Raw genomic sequence first — 23,074 nt, 5'->3', positions numbered from 1 at the left:
TGGTGAGTCATGTACTTGTATTATTCCGAAAAAATACACCTCTGGTGCAGTGAGACAAATTGGTGTATCTTATAGTGGCTTCGTAGATGAAAGCTATACTCTACTATCACTCTTTGATGATGTAGAACAAATTGAAAAAGATAATAGACTTCAGACAGCTATTGATGTTGTCAGAGAACAGTTTGGTTTTTTAGCCATACAAAAAGGAACCGTCCTAACTGAAGGTTCCAGAAATATTGAACGCAGTAAACTTATCGGTGGTCATTCCGCGGGTGGATTGGAGGGATTAAAATGAAACAAGAAAAAAATACAGTACAATTTTCAGAAATCCGTAGCAAAGGATGTAATGATATTGAAATGCTTGAAAGATTTTTACATGGAATCGTTGAAACAGCAACTTCAAAACTTCGTCAGAGAAAACTCAAAACAACTGAAATATCGATACGACTAGTACATGCTAAATCTGAAAACCGATTACCATTGGAATTTACATTTAGCATTAAGCCAACAAGCTCATCTGTGATAATCTATACTGAGGTAATCAATCGCTTTAAAGAATGTTACACAGGTGGGGGAATTCAAGGTTTTACGATTCAATTTGATAAAAATACCCTTGCCTCTGCATAGAAAGGATTTGATATGATTGACCGTTCATATTTACCATTTCAATCAGCAAGAGAGTACCAGGATACAAAGATGCAAAAATGGATGGGCTTTTTCCTATCTGAACATGCATCAGCACTCTCTGATGATACAAACAAAGTAACGTACATGTCTGACTTATCACTAGAGAAGAAATTATTACTCCTCAGTCAAGTATACGCCGGGCAGCTACGCACACGCATTCAAGTGATTGAAAAAAACAAGCGTGTTTCCTACACTGGAACAATACCAAGTCTGACCAAAGATTTCATTTTGATAAAAACTACAACAGGTCACATCAATTTGAAATTAAAAGACATTATTAGTATTGAACTTGTCGAGGAGGTGCTCTATGAATCAGCTTGAGTTTCAGCGTAATCACCTACAAATGGACTATTATAGCGAGAGCTACCAAGATTTTGAACGTGACTTCTACCGCTACTCTAACATGAATATTCCATTGACCTTCCTAACTGATGATATCCTAAAAACAATGGCGACTTCACGTAAGAATTACTTTGTCCTCAATAAGGAAAAGTCCAGAGATAACCGCGATCACTTCTTCATATTTGAAGTAAGTACCGTAGATGAGAATCCGCTAATCTATCATTATACATATAAGAAAACTACAATATATTTAGCAGAAAAATAGGAGCAGTTCAATTGACTGTTCCTATTTTTAATATTCATAAAATCTAAAGTCTTTATACTCTTTAACAATGGAGTCGCCAACCAGAACAGACTATACTGACCAGCGACTACCTTAAATTTAATGTTTCAGATTTATTTTCTTATCTCTAATTTCATAAACTACATCTGCTACATTTTCGAGTAATCGTTTATCGTGGGTGATAAACACGATAGTTCCGGTGTACTCCTTCATTAGTATTTCCAAAGCCTCTAAACTTGGTATGTCAAGGAAGTTACTGGGTTCATCCATTATTAGGATGTTATATCTACCCATGAGCATTTTAGCAAGCAACAATTTTATAATTTCTCCACCGCTTAAAACAGATAAACTTTTTCCAATATCGTTCTGTTTGAACCCCATAGATGCTAGCACTGAACGAATTTCTGATATATTGTAGTCACAATCCTTCTGCATAAACTCCATAACATTCTGATTACTGTTGTACTTGTAACCATTCTGTGCAAAGTAACCTATTTTTGCCTTAGGCGAAATAGAAATTCCTTCTTCATGGTTTAAGATCATTTGGATTAAAGTTGTTTTTCCGATTCCATTACCACCAGTTAACGCCACTTTTGCTCCTAACGGAATTTGAAAAGATGCATTTTCAAACAGAGCCTTATCCCCAAATACTTTATTAATTTCTGCACCGACTATAGGGTATGGATTATGGAGCTCCAATGCTTTACTTTGCCTGAAACGAATTCTGCGAATGCCTTCCGGAGCTTCTACTTTTCCTAAGGCCGCAATCCTGTGCTCTAGGGTTTTAGCAGCATTATACATCTTTTTTTCCTTACTTCCTATTGATTTTTGATGAGCTAAACGCCCTCCGTCTTCAGTACTTTTTTTCTTTGAAGAACCTTTTGCCTTCTGTTCTATTTTACGAGCCTGTTTTCGCTTTTCCTCCGCAGCCCTTTCCAATCGGGCACGTTCCGCAATAAATTGTTCGTATTCTGCAGCTTGGCTCTTACGTTCTTCCTCTTTCTGACGAAGATAATCAGAATAGTTTCCCCAATACTCAGTGATTTTGCCATCTTTCAGTTCCCATATTTTATCTACTATTTCATCAAGAAAATAGCGGTCATGGCTAATAACTAACAGTGCACCTGTAAAATATTTTAGCTGTCCTATTAGAAAATCAATTCCTTCACGGTCTAAATGGCTCGTAGGTTCATCCGCTAAAATACCATGAACCTGTGCCGATAAGGCCTGTGCTATTTTAAGCCTTGTTTCTTCACCACCGCTCATAGTCTGTATATTTAATTGCTCAACACCTAGCTTGCCTACAAGTGCAAAATCTTTTTCCTCCTGCAGAGTTACTTCGTCCAACTGGGGAATATAGGCAAGTTCACCCAGACGATTCATTTTACATCCTGGGGGAGTTAATTCTCCTAAAAGTACCCTGAGTAAAGTGCTTTTTCCAGCACCATTTGCTCCTACTAAACCAATACGGTCATAATCATATACTTCTAATTCATTTATATCTAAAACATCGCGTCCTTTGAATTCCACACGAATGTCTTTTGCTTTTAATATTAATTCCATAACATTTCCTCCTGTCTATAATCGCATGCTTTCATTTGCTTGTATGCAGGGAAAACCCTGCGATTTTAGCAGGAAGAGTTACATGAAAATAAGATACATAAATATTCCTCCAATATTGTTTATTTTAAATCTAATTTTCTAACCTCAGTTATCATTTGGCAAACTATAGCAATGCCAATAATTAAAATACCTGATAGTAAAAACCAATGATTTACACCGATTTTATCAGCAAAGAATCCAGAAAGAATTAACCCAATTGGCATAGCAAGTGACATGATACTTCCGATCAAAGAAAATACACGTCCTAAATATTCAGGCTTAATTTTCTCCTGAAAAAGAGCTGTTTGCACACCGCTATAAAATGGCACCGAAAGCCCCATTATTGCACAGCAAACTACGAATATTACAAATCCATTTGGAGGAAGTATTCCCGAAACGGCTAAACTGGTCCCCATTATAAAAAATGAACTTGTTATTAGTAATACATGCTTTTCGAAGCCCCCTAATCTTCCTAATAATAAGCCTCCTGCTAGCATCCCAAATGCAAAGGAAATTTCCGTAATAGAAATATGCACAGGCGTTCCATTAAAGTGTTCCATGCTTATTAAAGGAAATAGTGCATTGATTGGCATATAAACAAAAGTATATAGTGTTCCTAAGAGTAATAAGGCAAACAATCCTTTGTTTTGTCTCAGAACCACAACTCCTTCTTTCATCTCCCTTATGAAATTTGGTTCTAAACTTTGCACTTGATTACCCAGCTTAGGTATACGTACAATTGCTACCGTAATAGATGCAATCACAGCACCCAATACGTCGATGGCAATAATAGCATTTAAATCCCAAACGGAGTATAAGAGTGCTGCAACTGCCGGACTAACAATATAGCTTATAGACTGCAAAGACTGACTATAGCCTGCGCATTTCGTTAGCTGTTCTTCTGGTACTAAAAGTGGTGTAACCGCATTGAGTGCTGGGGTATGAAAAGCTGTTCCAATGCTACGGATAAACAATACTATCATAATCATCCAGACAGGTAGCTCCATACAGAATGCAACAATAGCAAGCACTGCACCAGCTGCTGCGATAATTAAATCGGCACCAATCATTATCTTCTTCCTATCATGACGATCCACTAGCACACCAATGGCAGGTCCCAAAATCGCATAGGGTAAAAAACCTACTAATGAAGCCATAGACAAGACCATCGCAGATCCTGTTTTTTCTGTAAGGTAAAAAATAATCGCCATTTGCAGGATGGCACTAGTGATTAATGATACTGCTTGCCCTGCCCATATTGCATAAAATTTTCGTTTCCAATTGTTGTATTTTTCCATTTATATTATCTCCTGCATATTATTTTGCTTGAATTTCTATTTTGAATAGCATTCTAGGCAATAAAAAATGCAGGCCAAACCCCACAATGTGGCTTTTGGTCTGCATACATACAATTTGGAAACATTCATATTAAAGACATAGTTAAATAAAGGTATAGTTAAATAACCAATATCCTCACCGTAACTAATGAATGCTCAATATCGTATAAATAAGCACAACAAAAAAGCCTATCATCGGGTATAGATTCTGCTTTTTTTATTGCCAGCTTATCTTAAACGCATTGAGGCTGTCATAGTTTCGGTTCCTCCTACATCTTTGTTTATATCAATTTATAGTATAACACAACAAGATGATATGTTCAATATAAAAGTTATGGAATGAGACTCATACTTCCAATTCGATGCCAGATTTAAAGGATATGACGAAGTTTTCTTCATAGACTGTAACGCTCTGGATTATCTTCCTTAGTAGCAAGCGATTAGCTTTCACAAAATCTTCTGTTTGTAGTTTTAAAAATTCATCAGGATTTTCTAACTCAACCTCAAAATATTTCATTTTACATTCCCTCATTTCATTTATTGATAAATTGAGTTTGCAAAAAAGAGTGGACAATTTTTGTCTACTCTTAACCTTTAAAATAGTTTTTTTTAATCGATTTGAAGTTGCCTAAATTATTACTTATTCGGTAAAATGAAGTATTGCTTTCAACAGATTTCCTTCAACTACACTTCACTTGATTCAAACAAGGTGGGTACATTTCTATTCCCACAAACTCCTTGTCAATGGAAACAAACACGTACCCACAGGGTAAATGGAAATAGAAACTGATAATTTCTAGCTATCACTTCTACTCATTCCAAAAATTTTCTCACTCTGATACTTACCCACCATAAAGCAAAAAGCCTTGCAATCAAGGCTTTCATTATCCCTTTCGTTCAAAGGTTTCTAAGCTTTTACGAGCAGAGCGACACACTCAGCGGTTCGCTATCTCCGTTCTGTCTGCGTGCTAGCACTTGTCAATCACGGACAGCTATCGCATGGGCGGAAGTAAATGCTAATCTTCGTCGTTTTACTCCTTGACTAGCAAACTTACCGCCTCAACATGTGGTGCTAGCAAGCTTATATATTATAGAACGAAAAGGATAGAGTGTTTTATAAAATTATACTATAAAATGAAAGAGAATTACACACTCAACTCAAACAACTTATAAAACTCACCTCTCCTATCCATCAAATCACTGAAAGAACCATCTTCAACAATAACGCCATCTTTCATAAAGAGAATTCTATCGTATTTTTTCAAAATGTTCTCATTCAACTTGTGGGTTACTACAAGTGCAGTCAAATTTTGAATATCCAAGATTGAACTTTCAATTTCAGTAGTTACTTGATTATCCAAAGATGAAGTAGCCTCATCCAATAATAAGATTGGTGTTTTTCGAATCAAGGCACGCGCAATACTAACTCTTTGTTTTTGTCCGCCAGATAGATTTGAGCCATTCTCTCCACATAAAGTTTGTAGACCAGATTCATTTTCTAAAACATAACTTTCTAAACCCGACTGCTGTACAGCTTGCTTTATTTCCTCATCAGTGAAGGATTGATTAAGAGTAATATTTGCTCTTAAAGTATCATCAAAGATATAAACGTCTTGTTGAACAATTGTCATTAAGTTATAAAGGCTCTCTGCTGAAATAGCTTGCAAATCTATATTATCAATGGAGATGTGCCCACTTGTTACATCGTAAAAACGCAGTAATAGATTGAGCAAAGTTGATTTCCCACTCCCTGACATTCCAACAATTGCAATTTTTTCTCCTTTTTGAATCTTCAAAGATAAATGGTTAAAAATTTTTTCTTTAGTATTAGGGTAAGAAAAGTCTATATTTGAAAAAGAAATAACATCATCGAAATATTCTTTTGTTTCACCAGTCTGAAGCTCAGTTACATCTTTTACCTCAAATGCATCTAGTGTTGCCTGACCTTCACGAAATTTACTTATTCCCATTCCAACTTCATTCAGTGGCATTACTACAAAATTGACCAGTTGAACAATAGCTGTTACACTCCCAATTGTGGTAGAGCTATTAAATACGAGATACATCCCTCCACCAAAGGCTACCAAAAAAACAATCATCCCTGAAAGCTGTGAAATAACATTAGCTAAAACGTCAAATTTCCCTTTTATAAAATTTATTTCATCAAATTTTTCACTTTCATGACTATAATCCTCACAGATAGCATCTTTCACATTAAAACTTTTAATAACAAGAAATCCTGCTAAAATATCTTTAACCTTAGCTAAATACTTCTGATCGGCAACCATAGCTCTATTTTGTAAAGAGGCTGATTTTTGTCCAATAAATCCTGAAATCATCATCGGAATGATGCTAGCAATGATAACTAATAAGGTCAAAAACCAATTACCTATAAACATAGTTAGAAGTGAAAAAATCATTAAGGAAAGGTTTTTTGAAATATTAAAATACTGGTATAGATAATCTTGCTCAATTTTCTTCATATTTTCGGTTAATACGGAAATAAATTTCCCTGATTTTTCTTTAGAAAAGTCTCTATAATCCCTATCTAAAATAGATTGGAACACCTTGTTTTTGTATCTTGACATGATTTGCCTAACAAGTTTATTTCTCAATCGAAGAGATATAAAGTTGAGTGCTGCATAGATGAAAATAACAGTAGCTCCTACTAGTACCGCTTGAGTTAAGGCTTCTTTATTTTGGGACATGCCACTATCAATAATACCTTTAATAGAATAAGCAAAAGCAATATTAGTTAAAGGGACCAGTATATTAAATATCATGAAAGCATAAAAAGCCTTCTGATGGTTCTTTATCAATTGTTTCATCCTTAATCTACCTCATAATTCTTAATTTCATTTAGAAAATGTGACATAAAATATTCTTCTAAGTCAATATTCTCTCTCCTAATCTCTTTCATAGAAACCTGTTCTACAATTTCTCCATTTTTGATAAAGCCAATTTTATCTGCTATCTGTGAAATTTCCGATAATATATGACTCGATATTAGAATAGTAATTCCATGCTCCTTAGAAAGCGACAACAAAAGATTTCGAATTTCTTGAATCCCTATTGGATCTAAACCATTGATTGGCTCATCTAAAATTAACAATTTAGGTTTTGTTAGAAAGGCACGAGCTAAACCAAGCCTTTGCCTCATTCCTAACGAAAAATCTTTTACTTTTTTAGTCGTATTTTTTAAGCCGACCATTCTTAAGGCTTTTTTTATATCTGATTCAATAATATTTTTCCCCATATATTGAGCGTGAATTTCCAAAATTTCTTTTGCAGTGCAATTATCATAAAAAATTGGTGATTCAATAATACTTCCAATCTGACTTAGGATTTCTTCTCTGTGTTCTTGTAGATTTTTCCCAAAAATTTCAATACTACCTGATGTAATTGTTGATAAGGTTAACATACATTTCATTAACGTTGTTTTTCCAGCACCGTTCGGTCCTAAAAAACCATAGATTTCTCCTTCAGCAATTTGAAGGTTGATACCACTTAAAATTTCTTCTTTATCAATTGTTTTAAAAACTTCTTTTATTTCAACAATATTTCTCATTTCTATCTCTCTTTCTATATCCAGCTTTAAATGAAAGAATTTTTCTCCTGGAGCATAAATACCAACTTATACAGCCTCTTTTTTTATAGAAATCATCAAGGAATTATCACATTCCTTCAATTAAATTCAGCTATGCTACTTGATACTAATATCTTGTCTTGAAATATTATAAATTGAAAATGAAGTAATCATTAAACTTATGAAACTTGCAAATATCAAAAAGAATAAGTTATCAGCAATATTATTAGATAAACTTCCTGGACTGGCATTCGAAAGTAATGCTGCTAAACCAAGTCCTGTAAGCATTGTTATAGCTGTTGAATGCTTAATCATACCTAAAACAAATGGTAATAACCCTATTAGTACTGTTCCAAACGTAATTCCAGCTAAGTTAATTAATTGATTAGCTACAGGGATACAACTAGATTCAGTTACAACAGCCATGAATCTAATGAATATTTGAATAACTAAATGTGCAGAAAAATGGGCAATAAATGATATTAGGATGACTAAAAGAATTTTTCCCCATAGTAACTTTATTTTAGAAATAGGGTAAGAAAACAACTGAAAAATTGTTCTTCGTTTAAATTCATCAATGATAATCGTAGATAATAAATAAGATTCGAAAATCAAAAATGCTGCTTTTGTAAATAAAGATGAAAACAATGAAGCTACAATTGCCCAGCCTTCCCATTTACCAGTAACTCTAATAACATTAGAATCCTGACCAGCGAATTCTCCTAGTTTATTGTCAGTACCTAAACCCATAATAATGATTGCTGTAATGCCTAACACTATAAAAATAGTACACAACCAGGCTAAAAATAATTTAGGTTTAGAAATTTTATTTAATTCAATTTTAATAAGCGATAACATAGATTCTTTCCTCCAAAGTGTAAATAAAGAGTAAACTATTCAAACTAATCTCAACAAATATTTAAAAATTAGCTTATTTTTCAGACAATTACACCATACATACTATCGGTATGGCTACACTGAAAAATAAACATACCTACGGTATGTATAGTGGATTTTTAATAACACACTTTAAGTGTGTTATTTTTAAATTATAAATTATGTAATATAGTTTATTCAATTGATAATACATAAATAGAAATTAGTATTAACAAGAATGTCATGCGACTACTTATTTACTATTTTTTTAAGTGATCAAATAAGTTGAAAATCACCTCCATCATTTCATCAGAAATTAACTGTACCCCTAGACCTTCAAAAGTAAGTTTAATGAAATTCATTTTGCGCTTTAATTCTACTAATGAAAAAACGGAAATTTGAAAACCAATCCAAATATTTAGAGTTAAAACAATTAAATCTGCTAGCTCTTCTGGATATTCTGTTTTAATAGACCCATCTTCAACTCCTTCGTAAACTTTTTCTCTAATTTCGGGTAAAAAATCAGAAAATAGACCTAGATACTGCTCTCCTAACAAACGTGGACTTCTAAGCATGATTGAGGCAGAGTAAACGAGCCTTTGGTGTTCAAAATTAGAGAAAGAGTCCATCAAAGAATTTTGTATCTTTTCTAACCCAGTATTTCCTCTCCAATTATAATTTAAAATTTCTTGATTATTTTCGCTAATGATTGTTTGCAGTATATCGTATTTAGACTCAAAATGATGATAGATAACACCTTTTGTTAATCCACCTAACCCATCTATGATATCTTGTATTGACGTATTATCAAATCCTTTTTCTAAAAATAAATTTTTAGAGACCTCTAGTATTTTTTGTCTAGTTTCATGTGAGTTTCTATTTCTTGCCATTCCAGTCCCTTTCTATCATACCAATGGTATGTAATTCTATTGTAGTGGAAGTAACTAATAATGTCAAGTTCTTTATTGGAATATGAAAAACCTTTATAATAAAGGCTTTTCATTATTACTTCGCTACAAGGTTTCTAAGCTTTTACCAGCAAAGATACACACTCAACATGGGTTTTAGAGGACTAAATGGAGTCTGAATTGCCTGATAGAGATGTAGTATTGATTAAGCCATCAACAAAAAATGTACAAAACAAAAATAAAGTACACTACTTAATGAGTGCACTTTATTCTTCTAATTCAGTTTTATCAATGGTTTAGCTCTAGTTAAATCAATTGTACATAAACTTTTAGTTTTTTTTTGGAACAAAAATATCCTAAAGTCTACCCTATCAAAGTGAAAACTGGAAATTTATTAAACCTGAATTTTAGTGAGAATATACTTTACTAAAATCATATAGTTAAAGTCTGACAAGGAATTTGCCAGACTTTTTGTCATCAGTGTTCTTTAATATAATTCATCCCTGATTGATTCAACAAACTCCGTGTAAAAGCGCTGAATGGATTGCTTAACATAATCAGATTGGCGGTCATCAGTCCCATCTAACAATCTCTGATAGCTATCCAAAGATTCTACATCCTTGAGTTGACTTCAAAGGTGTGCCTAATACACCGGCTTCTCAAAGTCACTAAGAAATCCTTTTAGCGATTCTTTTTGCATTCCTTGGTAAATATTTTTATCTAACCGAATACCAAGAGTGTTTAACTCAGTTGATAGGTTGTCGTAAAGTTCTTGTAAGTCCATAATGTACTCTTTGTAAATAAATTTCATGCGGGAATAGAGATATCCATTTGGACATTTGGGAGAATATCTCTGAAATTATTGCTGTCTGTTAATTAAATACTTGCAATATTTTATAGTTTTGGTATAATATAGTTAACTCATCGACCAAGTTGTTGAAGGAGATTGCGATTACGTCCCTAATCATAGGGACGTTTTCTGTTTTTCTCAGTTAGTTTTATATTTATCGTATTCTTTCAGTTTCTTTCGAAGTACATTATCATAGTGTATGTAAAATGCTGTTATCAATAAATAGTAACTAGGTCTTTCTTCAAGTACAATAAAATAGCGATCTACTGGATCTAATAAAAATATTCTATTAGATTTTTTATACGGTCGTTCATATATTAAGAAACAATCTTGTTTGCAAATCTTGTTATGATCCGTTTCTATTGCAGGTCTTAACCAACATAATCTTTCGCTCCTTCTTAAATCAGGTTCTCGTTCTTCTGAATCTATATCAAAATTTTTACAGGTAAGATGAAAATAACTATCTTCTTTACCTTCAAAATACGGATACGACTTTAACTCGACAAATTTCCCTCTAAAAGTTATCTTGAAGTTGAACAATTGCTCTAAAAATACATTCTCATATAAAAAATCATCATAAAGAGCATAGTCACCATTAAATTGATCAAGTGTTATCTTCGGAGGAAGGATAGGACAAAAATCTGTTACGTTACTGCTCATCACTTAACTCCATTTTAAAAATATTGAATTTTATTGCGTTATACTTTGTATTCGTTGTTAACTCATGCTTAGCTCTATTAGAGATTAAATTACTTAGCCTGATTCTAGCTAAACTACTTTCAAAGCTCCTATTTTTATAAGCTACTGCCCCTATCAATAGGTCAGCTAATTGCATTATTGAGTTTTCATGAGAGCGAATTTGTTGAATATTTTTGATATGTTTGGGTGACTGCTTCCAGTTTTCAAGAATATTCTTTAACTTGTTAACTTTTAAAATACTATTTGTGTCTTTTATATCTATAAAAACGTTAACATCATCCTCAAAGAGAAATTTTCTTACTAAATAAAAGTACTGCTTATAGTAAAAATCATCGTGGGTTTGATTATATTTCTTATGGTTTAATTTATTTTTGTCTATTATAACTACTCTAAAATTAAGATGCTCATTATCAAAAAAATAATTTACAAGATCTTCATAAAAGGTAATTTTAGAATTTGAAACTTTCCTCCACTTTATTTCAGAACGTGAAGAAATACCGTGTTTTCTTTTTATTTCTTTTATCTCCTTATAGACAATATTCCTTACATAGTCTGGACAAGAAATCCCTCCTATTAACATTACACTCTCACCATCATTTTCCAAATGACAAGACTCATCACAATATAAGTTGAGCATCTTAATAACTCCTAATTTTTGTAGTAATAATTCTATTATACCACGAACCCCCAGTAAAACTAAGACTTACAAAGGATTATTCTTCAAGAATTAGTATGTATTTTTAAGAACAATAATCTAAAATAGATTGGAGAACAGACATCTTACTTCGGTGTCTGTTTTTCTATACCTAAAAATGTACTTTTGCTCTTCATCAACTTCACCAAACTTTCTTCTAAAATATACATTAAAAAATCTCCTAATGGACTACAATATAGATACCACGATGAACGTTATTCTAGCTTTTTCAATTTTACATAATAAAATAAAGTACATTTTTCAAATAGTCTACATTACTCCTTAAACTCAGTTGTATCAAGGGTTTATCCACTGTCTCGGGAAAAGTACAAAATTTTTTAGTTTTAACATGTAGTAATTTTCAATGAAAACTTTATGTATACAAATAAAAAAAACAATATATTGTGTTTTGCTGAGTCTTTAATAAAAATAATTTTAATTTTTTGTACTTTTTTATTCTATCAAATATCTATCTTAGACTTAAATTTTTTTCATTATTCCATAATTTGGGTTCATCAGGAAAAATATAGTCATGTGTTTTAAAATATTGCTCTCTTACCACATCAATCCACTTATTTAGCATTTTTGCAGCTATTATAGAATCACCAGATGGATATACCATCAAAAGCAACCCCGTAAGTTGCGCTATTGTTATAGCAGAGTGTTCACCAGGTATTGTTAGTCCATAATCAGTATGCCCTACACTTATTTTCTCTTCCCCGTCCATTAGACCTAATCGATTAAATGTGCCTTGTGATGATGCATGTGTGACTTCATTAGAGATTCGATATGGTTGTTGCCATAATTCTGATGGGAAATTGGATTTTTTTCTGATATCGTCAAAACTTATATATCTCTTTTTAGGACTAAATTCACCACAAGCTCTTGCCCATTCATAACGATCTTCTGTATTATGTGATGAAATATAAGCTTCAGCAACTTCCTCTCCATATTCTGAAATAAACGACGCAATAATATTTAATTCGTAAAGTGAACGCCATCTAGAATACGCACCATCAGCAAATCCATTTTTCATTAAAGTGATTATCTCTAAAAATTGTTGTAGACCTCTTCCGTGTATGTATTTTAAGGCTGTGTATTTATGAATAGATTTTTCTCTCTCCTTGTTATCAATTTTATTTACATAATCAGAATAATCTTTTACAGATTCAAGAACCATCATATACATGGTCTCAGATGTAGCAAACGCATTAGACCACTTTTGCTCTATTCTTGCAATTATTTCTGTTTCCTCTCCTCTAAACAGTAACGTATTCTCATGCATTATCATCTTAGCATCTCTTACCATTTGATTTGAAGTGTCATTAATCATTTCTAGATATAATCCTGAAAAATCAGCCTTTTCATATTTTTCATAAAATTTATCAATTTCAGATTGATTTTTTAATTCTTTTACATGTTCTACGAGAATTTCTTTTAGTGTATCTTTAAAAAACTGTCCAAATTTATCGGCCATTATAGCTCCTACCTTTTTAATAGTTTATACATAGTATTTATTGCAATAATCTTCTAGTCTAAAAGAAAATAAATTAGAAAATCTTGTATTTTACGTTTAGAAATAGCGCATCATCTATCATTAATTATACCATCAACAAAATAAAAATCTATATCTTGTGTTAAGTAGGAACATAAATAAGTTTTAAAAAAATGTACAATTGAACCACCACTTCTTCTGCACTTATTAGAGTAAAAAATGTACAAAATAATCCCTTAAATCAGATGATGTTATGAACTAGAAAACATACAAAATACCACTCCAGAATAATGTACAAAATAAAAATAAAGTACACTTTTTAAAGAATGTACTTTATGCTTCTAATTCAGTTGTATCAATGGTTTAGCTCTAGTTAAGTCAATTGTACATAAACTTTTAGTTTTAAGCAATCTGACTTTACTACAAAACAGATAATAAAAACAAGACAGAGTTTAGTTTCTCAATTCTGTCTTGTTTCACTAAAACTTATTCTTCTAATTTAATTTTTTGAAAATAATCCAGTTGCCATTTTTGTGTTGCCTGAGCTGTTTTATTTAAATGTGTGCACCAGGACGGATAAAACCGCATAGCCATCTTTCCTTTACAATCCTTTGTAGAAAGAATTTTTTTACTAATAGCCACCTCTTTGGGAATGATAAATATACCGCAATGACAGTCGTCAATAACGACAATAACTAGTTCATCACCCAGGTCTCTATCAGTATAAGGAATATTCTTGTTGTCTTGGTCTTTTTTCCAAAAGACTGTAAAGTAGCCTTCTTTTTGGGGTGTTTTCTTTGCCAAACGGCATCTTTTATATTCTTTATCATCCTTTGGCTTAATCAAAATACTTTCATAGTCTTCATTCCATTTTTCATTTATCAGATCAAAGTCACCATAATACCTATGAAGAATGTCTGTCATTTTCATTGTTTTATTGTCTTTCTAATTTTTACTGAAATTAAATTATGTAAAATAATTACTAGAATAAAAACCCTTTAATCAAATTAATTACTTGTTCATTTTGTGGTAGAGATGAATGATGGGCAGCCTTGCCTGTGATGACGACCTCTCTATGCGAAGCAATCTTTCCTTTGTAAATCAAACTCCCAGCCTCTACACTGCTTCTATGGACAATTCCGTCACCGTCTCGGAAAAATATTCCTAAAATCGATAAATGCTGAAGTTGCTGAGGTAACTTGTCTTGATTGGTCACAAAATCTTCCAACATCGGAACTCGATCGCTGACTTCTTTTTTGTTCAAATTATAAGGACTGCCAATAGTCAGGAGCTTTTCCATCTCCAATCCAGAATGGTTTGCAAGGTATTGCTGCAGGAATACTGTATAAACCAGTCCGCCGTTAGAATGCCCCAAGCCTTTAAAACTGGTAAAAGGGTATTTCTCTCGCAAAACAGTTATGGCAGCATTAAACATAGCAGCCTGCTTCTTGATATTTTTGTAACCATCGCGATTATTCTGAAAACCAATCACAAAAATGGGGTTTCTATCCTTTCGCTTCAAATGCCCGCGATAAGTCATGTAGCCGTCATCCCAGACTTTGATGCGAATAAGACTATGGTGCGGATGTTGGCCATGATTGAGTTTTCTAACCATTTTGTTAAAACGATTCTCCGTTGCTGAACTCCCCGGAATCATGATGATTGGCTGAATATCAACTTTACTCAAGGGTAGATGGCTGATGGGATGGGAAGGGAGTTTGTTTTGTATTTTGGTGTAAAGCTGAATCAGGTACTTAATAAACTTTTTCATTTCTTTTTTCCTAAGTGTACAAAACAAGTTACATAAACTAGGTTATGTAACTTGTTTGCAATTACTTCCGTTTTTTCTTATTCTTCTTCATTTGCTTGGCCATTTTATTCATGCTGCGGCGCATGAGAAATTCTCCCGCTTTCCCTTTGAGGCCACCGCCAAAAAGTTGACTCATATCTGGCATTCCTGCTCCGCCTAGGGCAGATAAATCCTGCCCCATCATGCCTTCTAAAGCTGACATATCAGGCATGCCGCCCGGCATATTTTTAGGAAGATTGTTAGGGTTGAGCCCCATCTGTTTCATCATTTTGTTCATATCTCCAGATAGGACGCCCTGCATCATCTGTTTAGCTTGGTTAAAGTCTTTGATAAACTTATTGACTTCGACAAAGCTATTACCAGAACCAGCCGCAATTCGACGACGGCGGCTTGGGTTAAGAAGGTCTGGATTTTCCCGCTCGGCTGGTGTCATAGAAGATACGATAGCACGTTTACGGGCAATTTCTTTTTCATCTACTTTGATGTTTTTAAGAGCAGGATTATTGGCCATACCTGGCAGCATCTTGAGCAATTCTTCCATAGGTCCCATGTTCTGCACTTGGTCCAGTTGGTCGATGAAATCGTTGAAATCAAAGGTGTTTTCCCGCATTTTTTCAGCCATTTCAAGCGATTTTTTCTCATCGTACTCTTGAGCGGCCTTTTCAATCAGGGTCAGCATATCCCCCATACCGAGGATACGGCCAGACATACGGTCTGGGTGGAAGGTTTCGATATCAGTAATCTTTTCACCGGTACCAGTGAACTTGATTGGCTTGCCAGTGATCTGACGGACGGACAGTGCCGCACCACCACGAGTATCCCCATCAATCTTGGTCAGGATAACCCCAGTTACTTCCAGCTGATTGTTAAATTCACGGGCTACATTTGCTGCTTCCTGACCAATCATGGCATCGACAACCAGCAGAATTTCATTTGGCTGTGCTAAAGCCTTGACATCAGCTAGCTCCTGCATGAGCTTTTCATCAATTTGTAGGCGACCAGCCGTATCAATCAAGACATAGTCGTTGTGATTAGCCTTGGCTTGCTCCAAACCTTGACGGACAATCTCTACTGCTGGGAACTCAGTACCCAAGGCAAAGACTGGCACATCAATCTGTTGCCCCAGTGTCTTCAGCTGATCAATAGCTGCTGGACGGTAGATATCCGCCGCAATCATCAAAGGACGAGCATTTTCTTCTTTCTTGAGTTTATTGGCCAATTTACCCGCAAAGGTCGTTTTACCAGCCCCTTGCAAACCGACCATCATGATAACAGTCGGAATCTTTGGTGACTTGATAATCTCAGCAGTATCAGAACCCAGAATGGCTGTTAGCTCTTCGTCTACGATTTTGATGATCTGTTGAGCTGGATTGAGCGTGTCAATAACTTCGTGTCCGATAGCTCGCTCACGAATCTTTTTAATAAAGTCTTTAACAACAGGCAGGGCAACGTCAGCCTCCAAGAGAGCAAGACGAATCTCCTTGGTCGCTTCCTGGATATCACTCTCAGAAATTTTCCCCTTTCTGCGTAGGTTTTTAAAGACGTTCTGTAAGCGTTCAGTTAAATTTTCAAAAGCCATAAATATTTCTCCTCTTAATTATCAAATGATGGAAATGGACTGTTTTCTATCCGTTTTATTCTCGGTTATCAATGCTAGACAAAACCGCAAGCTGCTCCTGCAAATAGGGATCATCAGGATATTTCTCCATAATCTGATCGAAAATCTGACTTCTGACGATATAGTCAGAGTACATGTGCAGTTTCATTTCGTAGTCTTCCAGAATTTTCTCTGTCCGCTTGATATTGTCATAGACAGCTTGGCGGCTCACATTAAACTCCTCGGCAATCTCAGCAAGGCTGTAGTCATCCGCATAGTAGAGCTCAATATAGTTCATCTGCTTGTCGGTCAGCAAAGCCGCGTAAAACTCAAACAGAGCGTTCATTCGATTTGTTTTTTCAATTTCCATAAAGAATATTATACCAAATAATCCCTTTAAACTCCACTCTTTCGGTATGTTTGAAAATGGAGAATTATAAAAAAACTGCCGATCGACAGTTTTCATAACGTAATTTAAATTATGTAATCAATTATTTTCTAAATAAAACTCAAAGCGGTCGCCGACATACTGGCTTTTTACATACTCAAAGGCCGTTCCATCATCAAAATAAGAAACTTGTGTCAAGCCTAAAATGGCGTGACCACGGGGGATTCCCAAGTATTTAGCGATTTTCTCCTTGGCCAAACGGGCGTAAATGGTCTGTTGGGACTTGCCAATTTTATAGCCGTGCTCTTGCAGGGTTTGAAAGAAATGGCTGGTCACTTCTTCTTTTTTGAAATTTTTTATAAATTTCTCTGGAATTGAGGCAACTTCATAGACAACGGGGATATCGTCAGCGTAGCGAACCCGTTCCATGCGGATGATGTTCTCTGTCTTATGGATGCCCAGCTTTTCGACTTCTCGCTCGCTAGGCAGCGTCCGACGGTAGGAAATCAGCTGGCTGGATGGTATTTTCCCTTGAGACTTCATAATTTCTGTAAAACTAGTTGTTCCACGCATTTTTTCCTGAACGCGTGTACTTGCGACATAAGTCCCGCTGCCGACTCGCCGCTCTAGCACCCCTTCCTCCACCAGAAGCGTAATAGCTTGGCGCAGGGTCATTCTGCTAACCTCGAAAGTTTCAGCAAGATCACGTTCGCTTGGCAAACGCTCGCCAATCTCCCAAATACCCTCGTCAATATCTTTTTTTATTTGATCATGTATTTTCACATAAGCAGGTAACATCAATAGCCCTCTTTTCTGATTTTAAGCAGCTTTTTTATACATTTATTGTATTATCAATTAGTTTAAAAGTCAAACTAAATATCAATCAATGTAGGGAAATCCTATTTGATTATCATTTTTTAGAACAAATGTCTTAGCTTTTCAGTTATTTTACTTGGAGCTAGCCCTATAACCTTGGAAAAATTCGATTTTTGTGATAGAATGAGGGAAAAAGATTACTTCTTTCAAGAAAGGGAAAAGATGACAACTACAACTGAATTGCAAGATGTTGAAAAAATCATCGTGCTTGATTACGGCAGCCAGTACAACCAGCTGATCTCACGTCGCATCCGTGAAATTGGTGTATTTTCTGAACTTAAGAGCCACAAGATCACAGCGGATGAAGTCCGTGCTATCCGTCCTGTTGGGATTATCCTTTCAGGTGGGCCTAACTCAGTTTATGAAGAAGGTTCATTTGATATTGACCCAGAGATCTTTGAGTTGGGGATTCCAATTTTAGGGATTTGCTACGGTATGCAGCTTTTGACTCATAAGTTAGGAGGGAAAGTATTGCCAGCAGGTGATGCCGGCAATCGTGAATATGGTCAATCCAAACTGACACGTGCTACTTCTCCTCTTTTTGAAGGCACACCAGATGAGCAGATTGTCCTGATGAGCCACGGTGATGCGGTGACAGAGATTCCTGCAGACTTTGTTCGTACGGGTACATCTGCAGATTGTCCTTTTGCATCTATTGAAAATCCTGACAAGAAAATCTACGGAATCCAGTTCCACCCTGAGGTTCGTCATTCTGAGTATGGTTACGATATTTTGCGCAATTTCGCTCTCAATATCTGTGGCGCTAAGGGCGACTGGTCTATGGATAACTTCATCGATATGCAGATTCAAAAGATCCGTGAAACAGTCGGTGACAAACGTGTCCTGCTCGGCCTATCAGGTGGTGTGGACTCTTCTGTCGTAGGTGTCCTCTTGCAGAAAGCTATCGGCGATCAATTGATCTGTATCTTTGTAGATCACGGTCTTTTGCGCAAAGGCGAAGCAGATCAGGTCATGGATATGCTGGGCGGCAAGTTTGGTCTTAATATCGTTAAAGCGGACGCAGCGAAGCGTTTCCTTGACAAACTTGCTGGTGTATCTGATCCAGAGCAAAAACGTAAAATCATCGGAAACGAGTTTGTCTACGTCTTTGACGATGAAGCCAGCAAACTGAAAGATGTGAAATTCTTGGCTCAAGGTACACTTTATACTGACGTTATCGAATCTGGTACTGACACTGCTCAAACGATCAAGTCTCACCATAATGTTGGCGGTCTGCCAGAAGATATGCAGTTTGAGCTGATTGAACCACTGAATACACTCTACAAGGATGAAGTGCGCGCTTTGGGTACAGAGCTTGGCATGCCTGATGAAATTGTCTGGCGTCAGCCATTCCCAGGTCCTGGCCTTGCTATCCGTGTCATGGGTGAAATTACAGAGGAGAAATTGGAAACCGTCCGCGAATCAGACGCTATTCTCCGTGAAGAAATTGCCAAGGCTGGTCTTGACCGCGACATCTGGCAATACTTCACTGTCAACACTGGCGTTCGCTCAGTAGGTGTTATGGGCGACGGTCGGACTTACGACTACACAATTGCCATTCGTGCTATCACTTCTATCGATGGTATGACAGCTGACTTTGCCAAGATACCTTGGGATGTTCTGCAAAAAATCTCTGTTCGTATCGTCAATGAAGTTGATCATGTTAACCGTATCGTCTACGATATTACCAGCAAACCACCTGCAACTGTGGAGTGGGAATGATTTATAAACATGATTTGAAGTGAAATGGTTGATTTAACAGCATTTTCAGTTATTATAAAAGGTTAAAAATCAATCAAAATTGATTGGTTCCCCACCAAAAATCCCACCAGAAATATTCTGATGGGATTTTTTTATATTAAATTTTATTCTTCTATTATTTGATGCTTTACGAGCTTTCTTAAGACCTGGTTTGACACAGTTGGATTTCAGGTACTTTCAGTTTAGCTTTATATCAACCATCATCAAAATCCAACTATTTTCTTATTTTAAAAAATATGAATAAGTTTGATTGAATGAGGGAATTTCTTTAAATTTTTTCTTAGCACCTATAAGTTAATAATACTATTCTTTAAATTATAGTTTATAATTATCTGATGTTTTAATGACCACAAAACAAAGTACAGCGAATCACTTCCTTTAGTCAAACATATAACTGAACAACATTGTTTATCTTCCTGCACTTTCATATTTTTTCAATCCTTTTCTAAAAATTGTACGACTGATAATAATCAAAAAAACTGTAAAAACTATTTGATAGAAAAATAGGTTCAATGTATCTTTCCCTAAAAATATTAATACTGCAGGATTGGCAATTAATAAATTGGGAACAAATAACATAGTAATCAATCTGTTAATACCTGTAAAAATATTATATGGATACTTAGAAATTCCAATATAATTCAAAAATACATCTACTTTTGAAAATTTAGTTGGGAACCAAAATGAACTAATCGTTATTAGAAACCAAATTGAATAATATATAATACAACCACACATTAAAGAAAGGATATAAAATAATATTTTTAATGAATTTAAATGTACATTTAAATTTCCATAACTTATAAAAATGATCGCAAGACCAAAAAAAGTATTCACGAATTGAACTAAATTAAATGATCTAAAAATATAGAACAACTGAGTATCAAACGGCCTCAATAAAATTTGATCCAAGTTACCACTCAAAATATCTGATTCTAAAATTCCCATACTTCTAATTAACAATCCCATCATAACTCCATCTACAATAGTGTAGGAACCTACCAAAAATAAAATTTGATAATAGTCCCAACCATTAAAATAGTCTATGTTTAAGAAAATCAATCTAAAAAATACAATAGGTAAACCAATCCACAGTATCGACGAAAATAGACCACAAAAGAAGTCAAAATGAAAATTCATATCAGATTTAAAACCAAAATGAAGTAGCCTAAAAATTACTTTTATTCTAAACATTTTATCCTCCCACATTTGAGAAGTGCTCCACTCCTTTTCTCAATATGAATCTTGATATAATATAAAAAATGATGCACCAAATCAATTGAATACAAATAATTCTCAAATAGTCTATTAATTTATATGTATCATTACTAAACATCTGAAGCGGTTCATATACTAAGTATTTAAAAGGTAATACATCTAAAAACAGACGAAAATTATTTGAAAAAAAACTTAAAGGCAATAATATTCCTGATAAAAACTGAATTACTATTTCTTTAACAGTAAGGACAAAAAATATATTTTCTAACCAAAAAGAAAGCATACCTACACAACATGATATTAAAAACCATAGAACCATAGATAGAATAATTGCAATACTTCCTAAAATAAGAATTTCAATGGTTAATAACTCATTCTTGTAATAAACACTGGAGAATAAAATGACAGGAATGATGATAAATAATAAATGAGCAATCCTATCTCCAAGCATTTTACAAAAATAATACTTATAAAAAGTAACAGGTTTTATTAATATGCTAAAAAAATTTCCTGAATGAACATCGTCATTGATTTCCCAATCAACTGGATAAAAAACAAAATATGAAAAAATTATAGTCCCCAAATAGTATTGAACCATTGAGGTAAAATCATATCCTGCTATATTTATTTGGTTACTCTGATATATATATGTCCATAAAAATACTGATATCATAATTTGTATACTTGCCTGTAACATTAACAATAGTACACTTGATTTATAGTTCAAAATAGATCGAAATGATATCAGAATAATAGACATTTCTTTTTTCAATTGTGCTCCTTTTTTGTAAAATAGTTTTGTAAAATAATTTCTTCTAAAGATAGATTTGATATTTCAAAATCTTCTATATCTACAAGCTTATTGATTGATTCTAATGTCTCAAAGACAAAATCTCTAGGTATTTTTAGTATACATTCCGATTTTGTTTGAGAAATGACTACTACTCCTTTAACAGAGCATAACTCTGGTACCAAATCTAATGTCATTTTTATCTTTAAATATTTAAAATCAGAAAATTTAGATAAAATAACATCCATTGACTCCTGCAAAATAATTTTTCCTTTGTCAATGGCGATTAATTCGTCACAAACAGACGAAATATCATCCATATCATGACTCGTTAAAATAATAGTAGTATGACATTCTTCATTCATTTTCTTTAAAAATGTTCTGATATCTTTTTTAGACTGTATATCTAACCCTATAGTAGGCTCGTCTAAAAATAATATTTCCGGACTTGTTAAAGATGCCGCGATAAACTCCATTTTCATTTTTTGTCCAAGAGAGAGGGTCCGGACCTGCTGGTAAAGCTGATCTTTTACATTCAACAAATTGCTTAACTCCTGAATTCGTTCTTGTAAAATCGCCGGTTCTACCTCATATAAAGTACCAATCAATTGAAAATAATCCATAGCCGAAACATCTTGAAATAACTGTAATTTATTTCCTACTACTATTGAAATTTTTTTTCTAAAATTTATACTTCTTTTAAATGGAATTTCTCCATTCACTTCTAATTTTCCGGAACTAGGATAAAGAGTCCCAGTCAACATTTTAATCGTTGTGGATTTACCAGCTCCATTACTCCCAATAAAGCCAACTATACTCCCTCTCTTAATCGTAAAACTAATATCTTGAACAGCTCGAATCGTTATTTGATTACGTTTCAAAAATCTCTTGATAAATGGGAGTCTTGAATCAAAATTATAAAAATTTTTAGATAAATTCTGAGCATTAATAACTATTTCACTCATATATCTCTCCTTTCGATAAAATATATTTACTTGTACTTTTTCCATACTTTACCAAAATGCTACATCAAACACTGTCGCCATTATAAATCTCCTTATATTATCTAGCCTCAATTTCAATTCGATTATAACATAAAAACTAAAAATTTATGTACAATTGACATAACAAAGCTTAAACCATTGATACAACTGAATTAGAATCATAAAGTACATTCTTTAAATAGTGTACTTTATAAATGAAATGTACTTTATTTTAAGGTTGAATAGACTACATTTTCTGATCTAGCAGCTTAAATGTATAAAGTACAATTTC

The 23,074-nt window shown here is 34.1% G+C and carries 24 protein-coding genes; 5 read left to right on the top strand and 19 right to left on the bottom strand.

What is annotated here, in order from left to right; all coding sequences use genetic code 11:
- Positions 1–49 precede the first annotated feature (49 nt).
- The 4 genes from PAN94_RS03340 to PAN94_RS03325 are packed head-to-tail and all read left to right on the top strand — an operon-like array spanning position 50 to position 1,294.
- Complete coding sequence (locus tag PAN94_RS03340; RefSeq protein WP_001813542.1) at positions 50–295, top strand: hypothetical protein; 246 nt, start codon at positions 50–52, stop codon at positions 293–295.
- Positions 292–627, top strand: coding sequence for a DinB/UmuC family translesion DNA polymerase (locus PAN94_RS03335; protein ID WP_000806926.1), 336 nt, complete (start codon positions 292–294; stop codon positions 625–627). Before PAN94_RS03340 ends, PAN94_RS03335 begins: the two co-directional genes overlap by 4 nt.
- 12 nt (positions 628–639) lie before the next feature.
- Positions 640–1,008: a hypothetical protein gene (locus tag PAN94_RS03330; protein WP_000567222.1), complete on the top strand. Its 369-nt coding sequence runs from the start codon at positions 640–642 to the stop codon at positions 1,006–1,008.
- Positions 995–1,294, top strand: a complete 300-nt coding sequence (locus PAN94_RS03325; RefSeq protein WP_001072467.1) for a DUF5960 family protein — start codon at positions 995–997, stop codon at positions 1,292–1,294. Before PAN94_RS03330 ends, PAN94_RS03325 begins: the two co-directional genes overlap by 14 nt.
- A 117-nt stretch (positions 1,295–1,411) precedes the next feature.
- Here the strand turns inward: PAN94_RS03325 and msr(D) are convergent, their stop codons facing one another.
- The 16 genes from msr(D) to PAN94_RS03245 all read right to left on the bottom strand — a co-directional run bounded on the left by msr(D) (position 1,412) and on the right by PAN94_RS03245 (position 17,952).
- Positions 1,412–2,875, bottom strand: a complete 1,464-nt coding sequence (msr(D), locus tag PAN94_RS03320; protein WP_000420313.1) for an ABC-F type ribosomal protection protein Msr(D) — start codon at positions 2,873–2,875, stop codon at positions 1,412–1,414.
- Positions 2,876–2,994: 119 nt separating this feature from the next.
- The gene (mef(A), locus tag PAN94_RS03315) at positions 2,995–4,212 is read right to left on the bottom strand and encodes a macrolide efflux MFS transporter Mef(A) (protein ID WP_000417519.1); all 1,218 of its coding nucleotides are present in this window, start codon (positions 4,210–4,212) and stop codon (positions 2,995–2,997) included.
- Positions 4,213–4,597: 385 nt separating this feature from the next.
- The gene (locus PAN94_RS03310) at positions 4,598–4,768 is read right to left on the bottom strand and encodes a hypothetical protein (protein ID WP_000873143.1); all 171 of its coding nucleotides are present in this window, start codon (positions 4,766–4,768) and stop codon (positions 4,598–4,600) included.
- A 628-nt stretch (positions 4,769–5,396) separates the two neighbouring features.
- Positions 5,397–7,079, bottom strand: a complete 1,683-nt coding sequence (locus PAN94_RS03305) for an ABC transporter ATP-binding protein (protein WP_000811441.1) — start codon at positions 7,077–7,079, stop codon at positions 5,397–5,399.
- Between the two features lie 2 nt (positions 7,080–7,081).
- Entirely contained in the window at positions 7,082–7,819 is a 738-nt protein-coding gene (locus PAN94_RS03300; RefSeq protein ID WP_001244586.1) for an ABC transporter ATP-binding protein, read from the bottom strand.
- 135 nt (positions 7,820–7,954) lie between these two features.
- Positions 7,955–8,695, bottom strand: coding sequence for an ABC-2 transporter permease family protein (locus PAN94_RS03295; protein ID WP_000949747.1), 741 nt, complete (start codon positions 8,693–8,695; stop codon positions 7,955–7,957).
- Positions 8,696–8,973: 278 nt separating this feature from the next.
- Positions 8,974–9,603, bottom strand: coding sequence for a TetR/AcrR family transcriptional regulator (locus tag PAN94_RS03290; RefSeq protein ID WP_000113543.1), 630 nt, complete (start codon positions 9,601–9,603; stop codon positions 8,974–8,976).
- A 661-nt stretch (positions 9,604–10,264) separates the two neighbouring features.
- Positions 10,265–10,405, bottom strand: coding sequence for a hypothetical protein (locus tag PAN94_RS03285; protein ID WP_006151551.1), 141 nt, complete (start codon positions 10,403–10,405; stop codon positions 10,265–10,267).
- 204 nt (positions 10,406–10,609) lie between these two features.
- The gene (locus tag PAN94_RS03280) at positions 10,610–11,131 is read right to left on the bottom strand and encodes a hypothetical protein (RefSeq protein WP_000097857.1); all 522 of its coding nucleotides are present in this window, start codon (positions 11,129–11,131) and stop codon (positions 10,610–10,612) included.
- Complete coding sequence (locus PAN94_RS03275; protein WP_000933618.1) at positions 11,121–11,807, bottom strand: DUF3800 domain-containing protein; 687 nt, start codon at positions 11,805–11,807, stop codon at positions 11,121–11,123. The genes PAN94_RS03280 and PAN94_RS03275 overlap by 11 nt, the downstream gene beginning before the upstream one ends.
- Before the next feature lie 526 nt (positions 11,808–12,333).
- On the bottom strand, positions 12,334–13,341 hold the full coding sequence (locus PAN94_RS03270) for a DUF5677 domain-containing protein (RefSeq protein ID WP_000763879.1): 1,008 nt from the start codon (positions 13,339–13,341) through the stop codon (positions 12,334–12,336).
- A 504-nt stretch (positions 13,342–13,845) separates the two neighbouring features.
- Positions 13,846–14,289: a MepB family protein gene (locus PAN94_RS03265; RefSeq protein WP_285874595.1), complete on the bottom strand. Its 444-nt coding sequence runs from the start codon at positions 14,287–14,289 to the stop codon at positions 13,846–13,848.
- A 52-nt stretch (positions 14,290–14,341) separates the two neighbouring features.
- Positions 14,342–15,130: an alpha/beta hydrolase gene (locus PAN94_RS03260; protein WP_285874593.1), complete on the bottom strand. Its 789-nt coding sequence runs from the start codon at positions 15,128–15,130 to the stop codon at positions 14,342–14,344.
- Positions 15,131–15,191: 61 nt separating this feature from the next.
- Positions 15,192–16,748 carry a signal recognition particle protein gene (gene ffh, locus PAN94_RS03255; protein ID WP_285874592.1) on the bottom strand — a complete coding sequence of 519 codons (1,557 nt, stop codon included), beginning with the start codon at positions 16,746–16,748 and terminating at the stop codon, positions 15,192–15,194.
- Positions 16,749–16,803: 55 nt separating this feature from the next.
- A complete protein-coding gene (locus PAN94_RS03250; protein ID WP_005590307.1) occupies positions 16,804–17,136 on the bottom strand; it encodes a putative DNA-binding protein in 333 nt (110 codons plus the stop codon).
- 117 nt (positions 17,137–17,253) lie between these two features.
- Positions 17,254–17,952 (bottom strand): GntR family transcriptional regulator, encoded by a 699-nt coding sequence (locus PAN94_RS03245; RefSeq protein WP_285874589.1) that lies wholly within the window; start codon positions 17,950–17,952, stop codon positions 17,254–17,256.
- 240 nt (positions 17,953–18,192) lie between these two features.
- On the opposite strand from PAN94_RS03245, the gene guaA reads away from it, so the two are divergent.
- Positions 18,193–19,752 carry a glutamine-hydrolyzing GMP synthase gene (guaA, locus tag PAN94_RS03240; RefSeq protein ID WP_285874588.1) on the top strand — a complete coding sequence of 520 codons (1,560 nt, stop codon included), beginning with the start codon at positions 18,193–18,195 and terminating at the stop codon, positions 19,750–19,752.
- A gap of 447 nt (positions 19,753–20,199) precedes the next feature.
- On the opposite strand, the gene PAN94_RS03235 is transcribed toward guaA, so the two are convergent.
- The 3 genes from PAN94_RS03235 to PAN94_RS03225 are packed head-to-tail and all read right to left on the bottom strand — an operon-like array spanning position 20,200 to position 22,764.
- Positions 20,200–20,985 (bottom strand): ABC transporter permease, encoded by a 786-nt coding sequence (locus tag PAN94_RS03235; protein ID WP_037585174.1) that lies wholly within the window; start codon positions 20,983–20,985, stop codon positions 20,200–20,202.
- Between the two features lies 1 nt (position 20,986).
- Positions 20,987–21,781, bottom strand: coding sequence for an ABC transporter permease (locus tag PAN94_RS03230; protein WP_061597418.1), 795 nt, complete (start codon positions 21,779–21,781; stop codon positions 20,987–20,989).
- Positions 21,778–22,764 (bottom strand): ABC transporter ATP-binding protein, encoded by a 987-nt coding sequence (locus tag PAN94_RS03225; protein ID WP_285874586.1) that lies wholly within the window; start codon positions 22,762–22,764, stop codon positions 21,778–21,780. Before PAN94_RS03225 ends, PAN94_RS03230 begins: the two co-directional genes overlap by 4 nt.
- Between the last annotated feature and the right edge of the window lie 310 nt (positions 22,765–23,074).

The sequence above is a fragment of the Streptococcus sp. SC1 genome (assembly GCF_030272855.1).
GTDB lineage: Bacteria > Bacillota > Bacilli > Lactobacillales > Streptococcaceae > Streptococcus.
This window is presented reverse-complemented; position numbering and strand designations above follow the sequence as displayed.

Coding starts and splice junctions, on each gene's coding strand:
- PAN94_RS03335 (WP_000806926.1), top strand. CDS start 292: ATGAAACAAGAAAAAAATACAGTACAATTTTCAGAAATCCGTAGCAAA.
- PAN94_RS03330 (WP_000567222.1), top strand. CDS start 640: ATGATTGACCGTTCATATTTACCATTTCAATCAGCAAGAGAGTACCAG.
- PAN94_RS03325 (WP_001072467.1), top strand. CDS start 995: ATGAATCAGCTTGAGTTTCAGCGTAATCACCTACAAATGGACTATTAT.
- PAN94_RS03310 (WP_000873143.1), bottom strand. CDS start 4,768: ATGAAATATTTTGAGGTTGAGTTAGAAAATCCTGATGAATTTTTAAAA.
- PAN94_RS03305 (WP_000811441.1), bottom strand. CDS start 7,079: ATGAAACAATTGATAAAGAACCATCAGAAGGCTTTTTATGCTTTCATG.
- PAN94_RS03300 (WP_001244586.1), bottom strand. CDS start 7,819: ATGAGAAATATTGTTGAAATAAAAGAAGTTTTTAAAACAATTGATAAA.
- PAN94_RS03295 (WP_000949747.1), bottom strand. CDS start 8,695: ATGTTATCGCTTATTAAAATTGAATTAAATAAAATTTCTAAACCTAAA.
- PAN94_RS03290 (WP_000113543.1), bottom strand. CDS start 9,603: ATGGCAAGAAATAGAAACTCACATGAAACTAGACAAAAAATACTAGAG.
- PAN94_RS03285 (WP_006151551.1), bottom strand. CDS start 10,405: ATGGACTTACAAGAACTTTACGACAACCTATCAACTGAGTTAAACACT.
- PAN94_RS03280 (WP_000097857.1), bottom strand. CDS start 11,131: ATGAGCAGTAACGTAACAGATTTTTGTCCTATCCTTCCTCCGAAGATA.
- PAN94_RS03275 (WP_000933618.1), bottom strand. CDS start 11,807: ATGCTCAACTTATATTGTGATGAGTCTTGTCATTTGGAAAATGATGGT.
- PAN94_RS03270 (WP_000763879.1), bottom strand. CDS start 13,341: ATGGCCGATAAATTTGGACAGTTTTTTAAAGATACACTAAAAGAAATT.
- PAN94_RS03265 (WP_285874595.1), bottom strand. CDS start 14,289: ATGAAAATGACAGACATTCTTCATAGGTATTATGGTGACTTTGATCTG.
- PAN94_RS03260 (WP_285874593.1), bottom strand. CDS start 15,130: ATGAAAAAGTTTATTAAGTACCTGATTCAGCTTTACACCAAAATACAA.
- ffh (WP_285874592.1), bottom strand. CDS start 16,748: ATGGCTTTTGAAAATTTAACTGAACGCTTACAGAACGTCTTTAAAAAC.
- PAN94_RS03250 (WP_005590307.1), bottom strand. CDS start 17,136: ATGGAAATTGAAAAAACAAATCGAATGAACGCTCTGTTTGAGTTTTAC.
- PAN94_RS03245 (WP_285874589.1), bottom strand. CDS start 17,952: ATGTTACCTGCTTATGTGAAAATACATGATCAAATAAAAAAAGATATT.
- guaA (WP_285874588.1), top strand. CDS start 18,193: ATGACAACTACAACTGAATTGCAAGATGTTGAAAAAATCATCGTGCTT.
- PAN94_RS03235 (WP_037585174.1), bottom strand. CDS start 20,985: ATGTTTAGAATAAAAGTAATTTTTAGGCTACTTCATTTTGGTTTTAAA.
- PAN94_RS03225 (WP_285874586.1), bottom strand. CDS start 22,764: ATGAGTGAAATAGTTATTAATGCTCAGAATTTATCTAAAAATTTTTAT.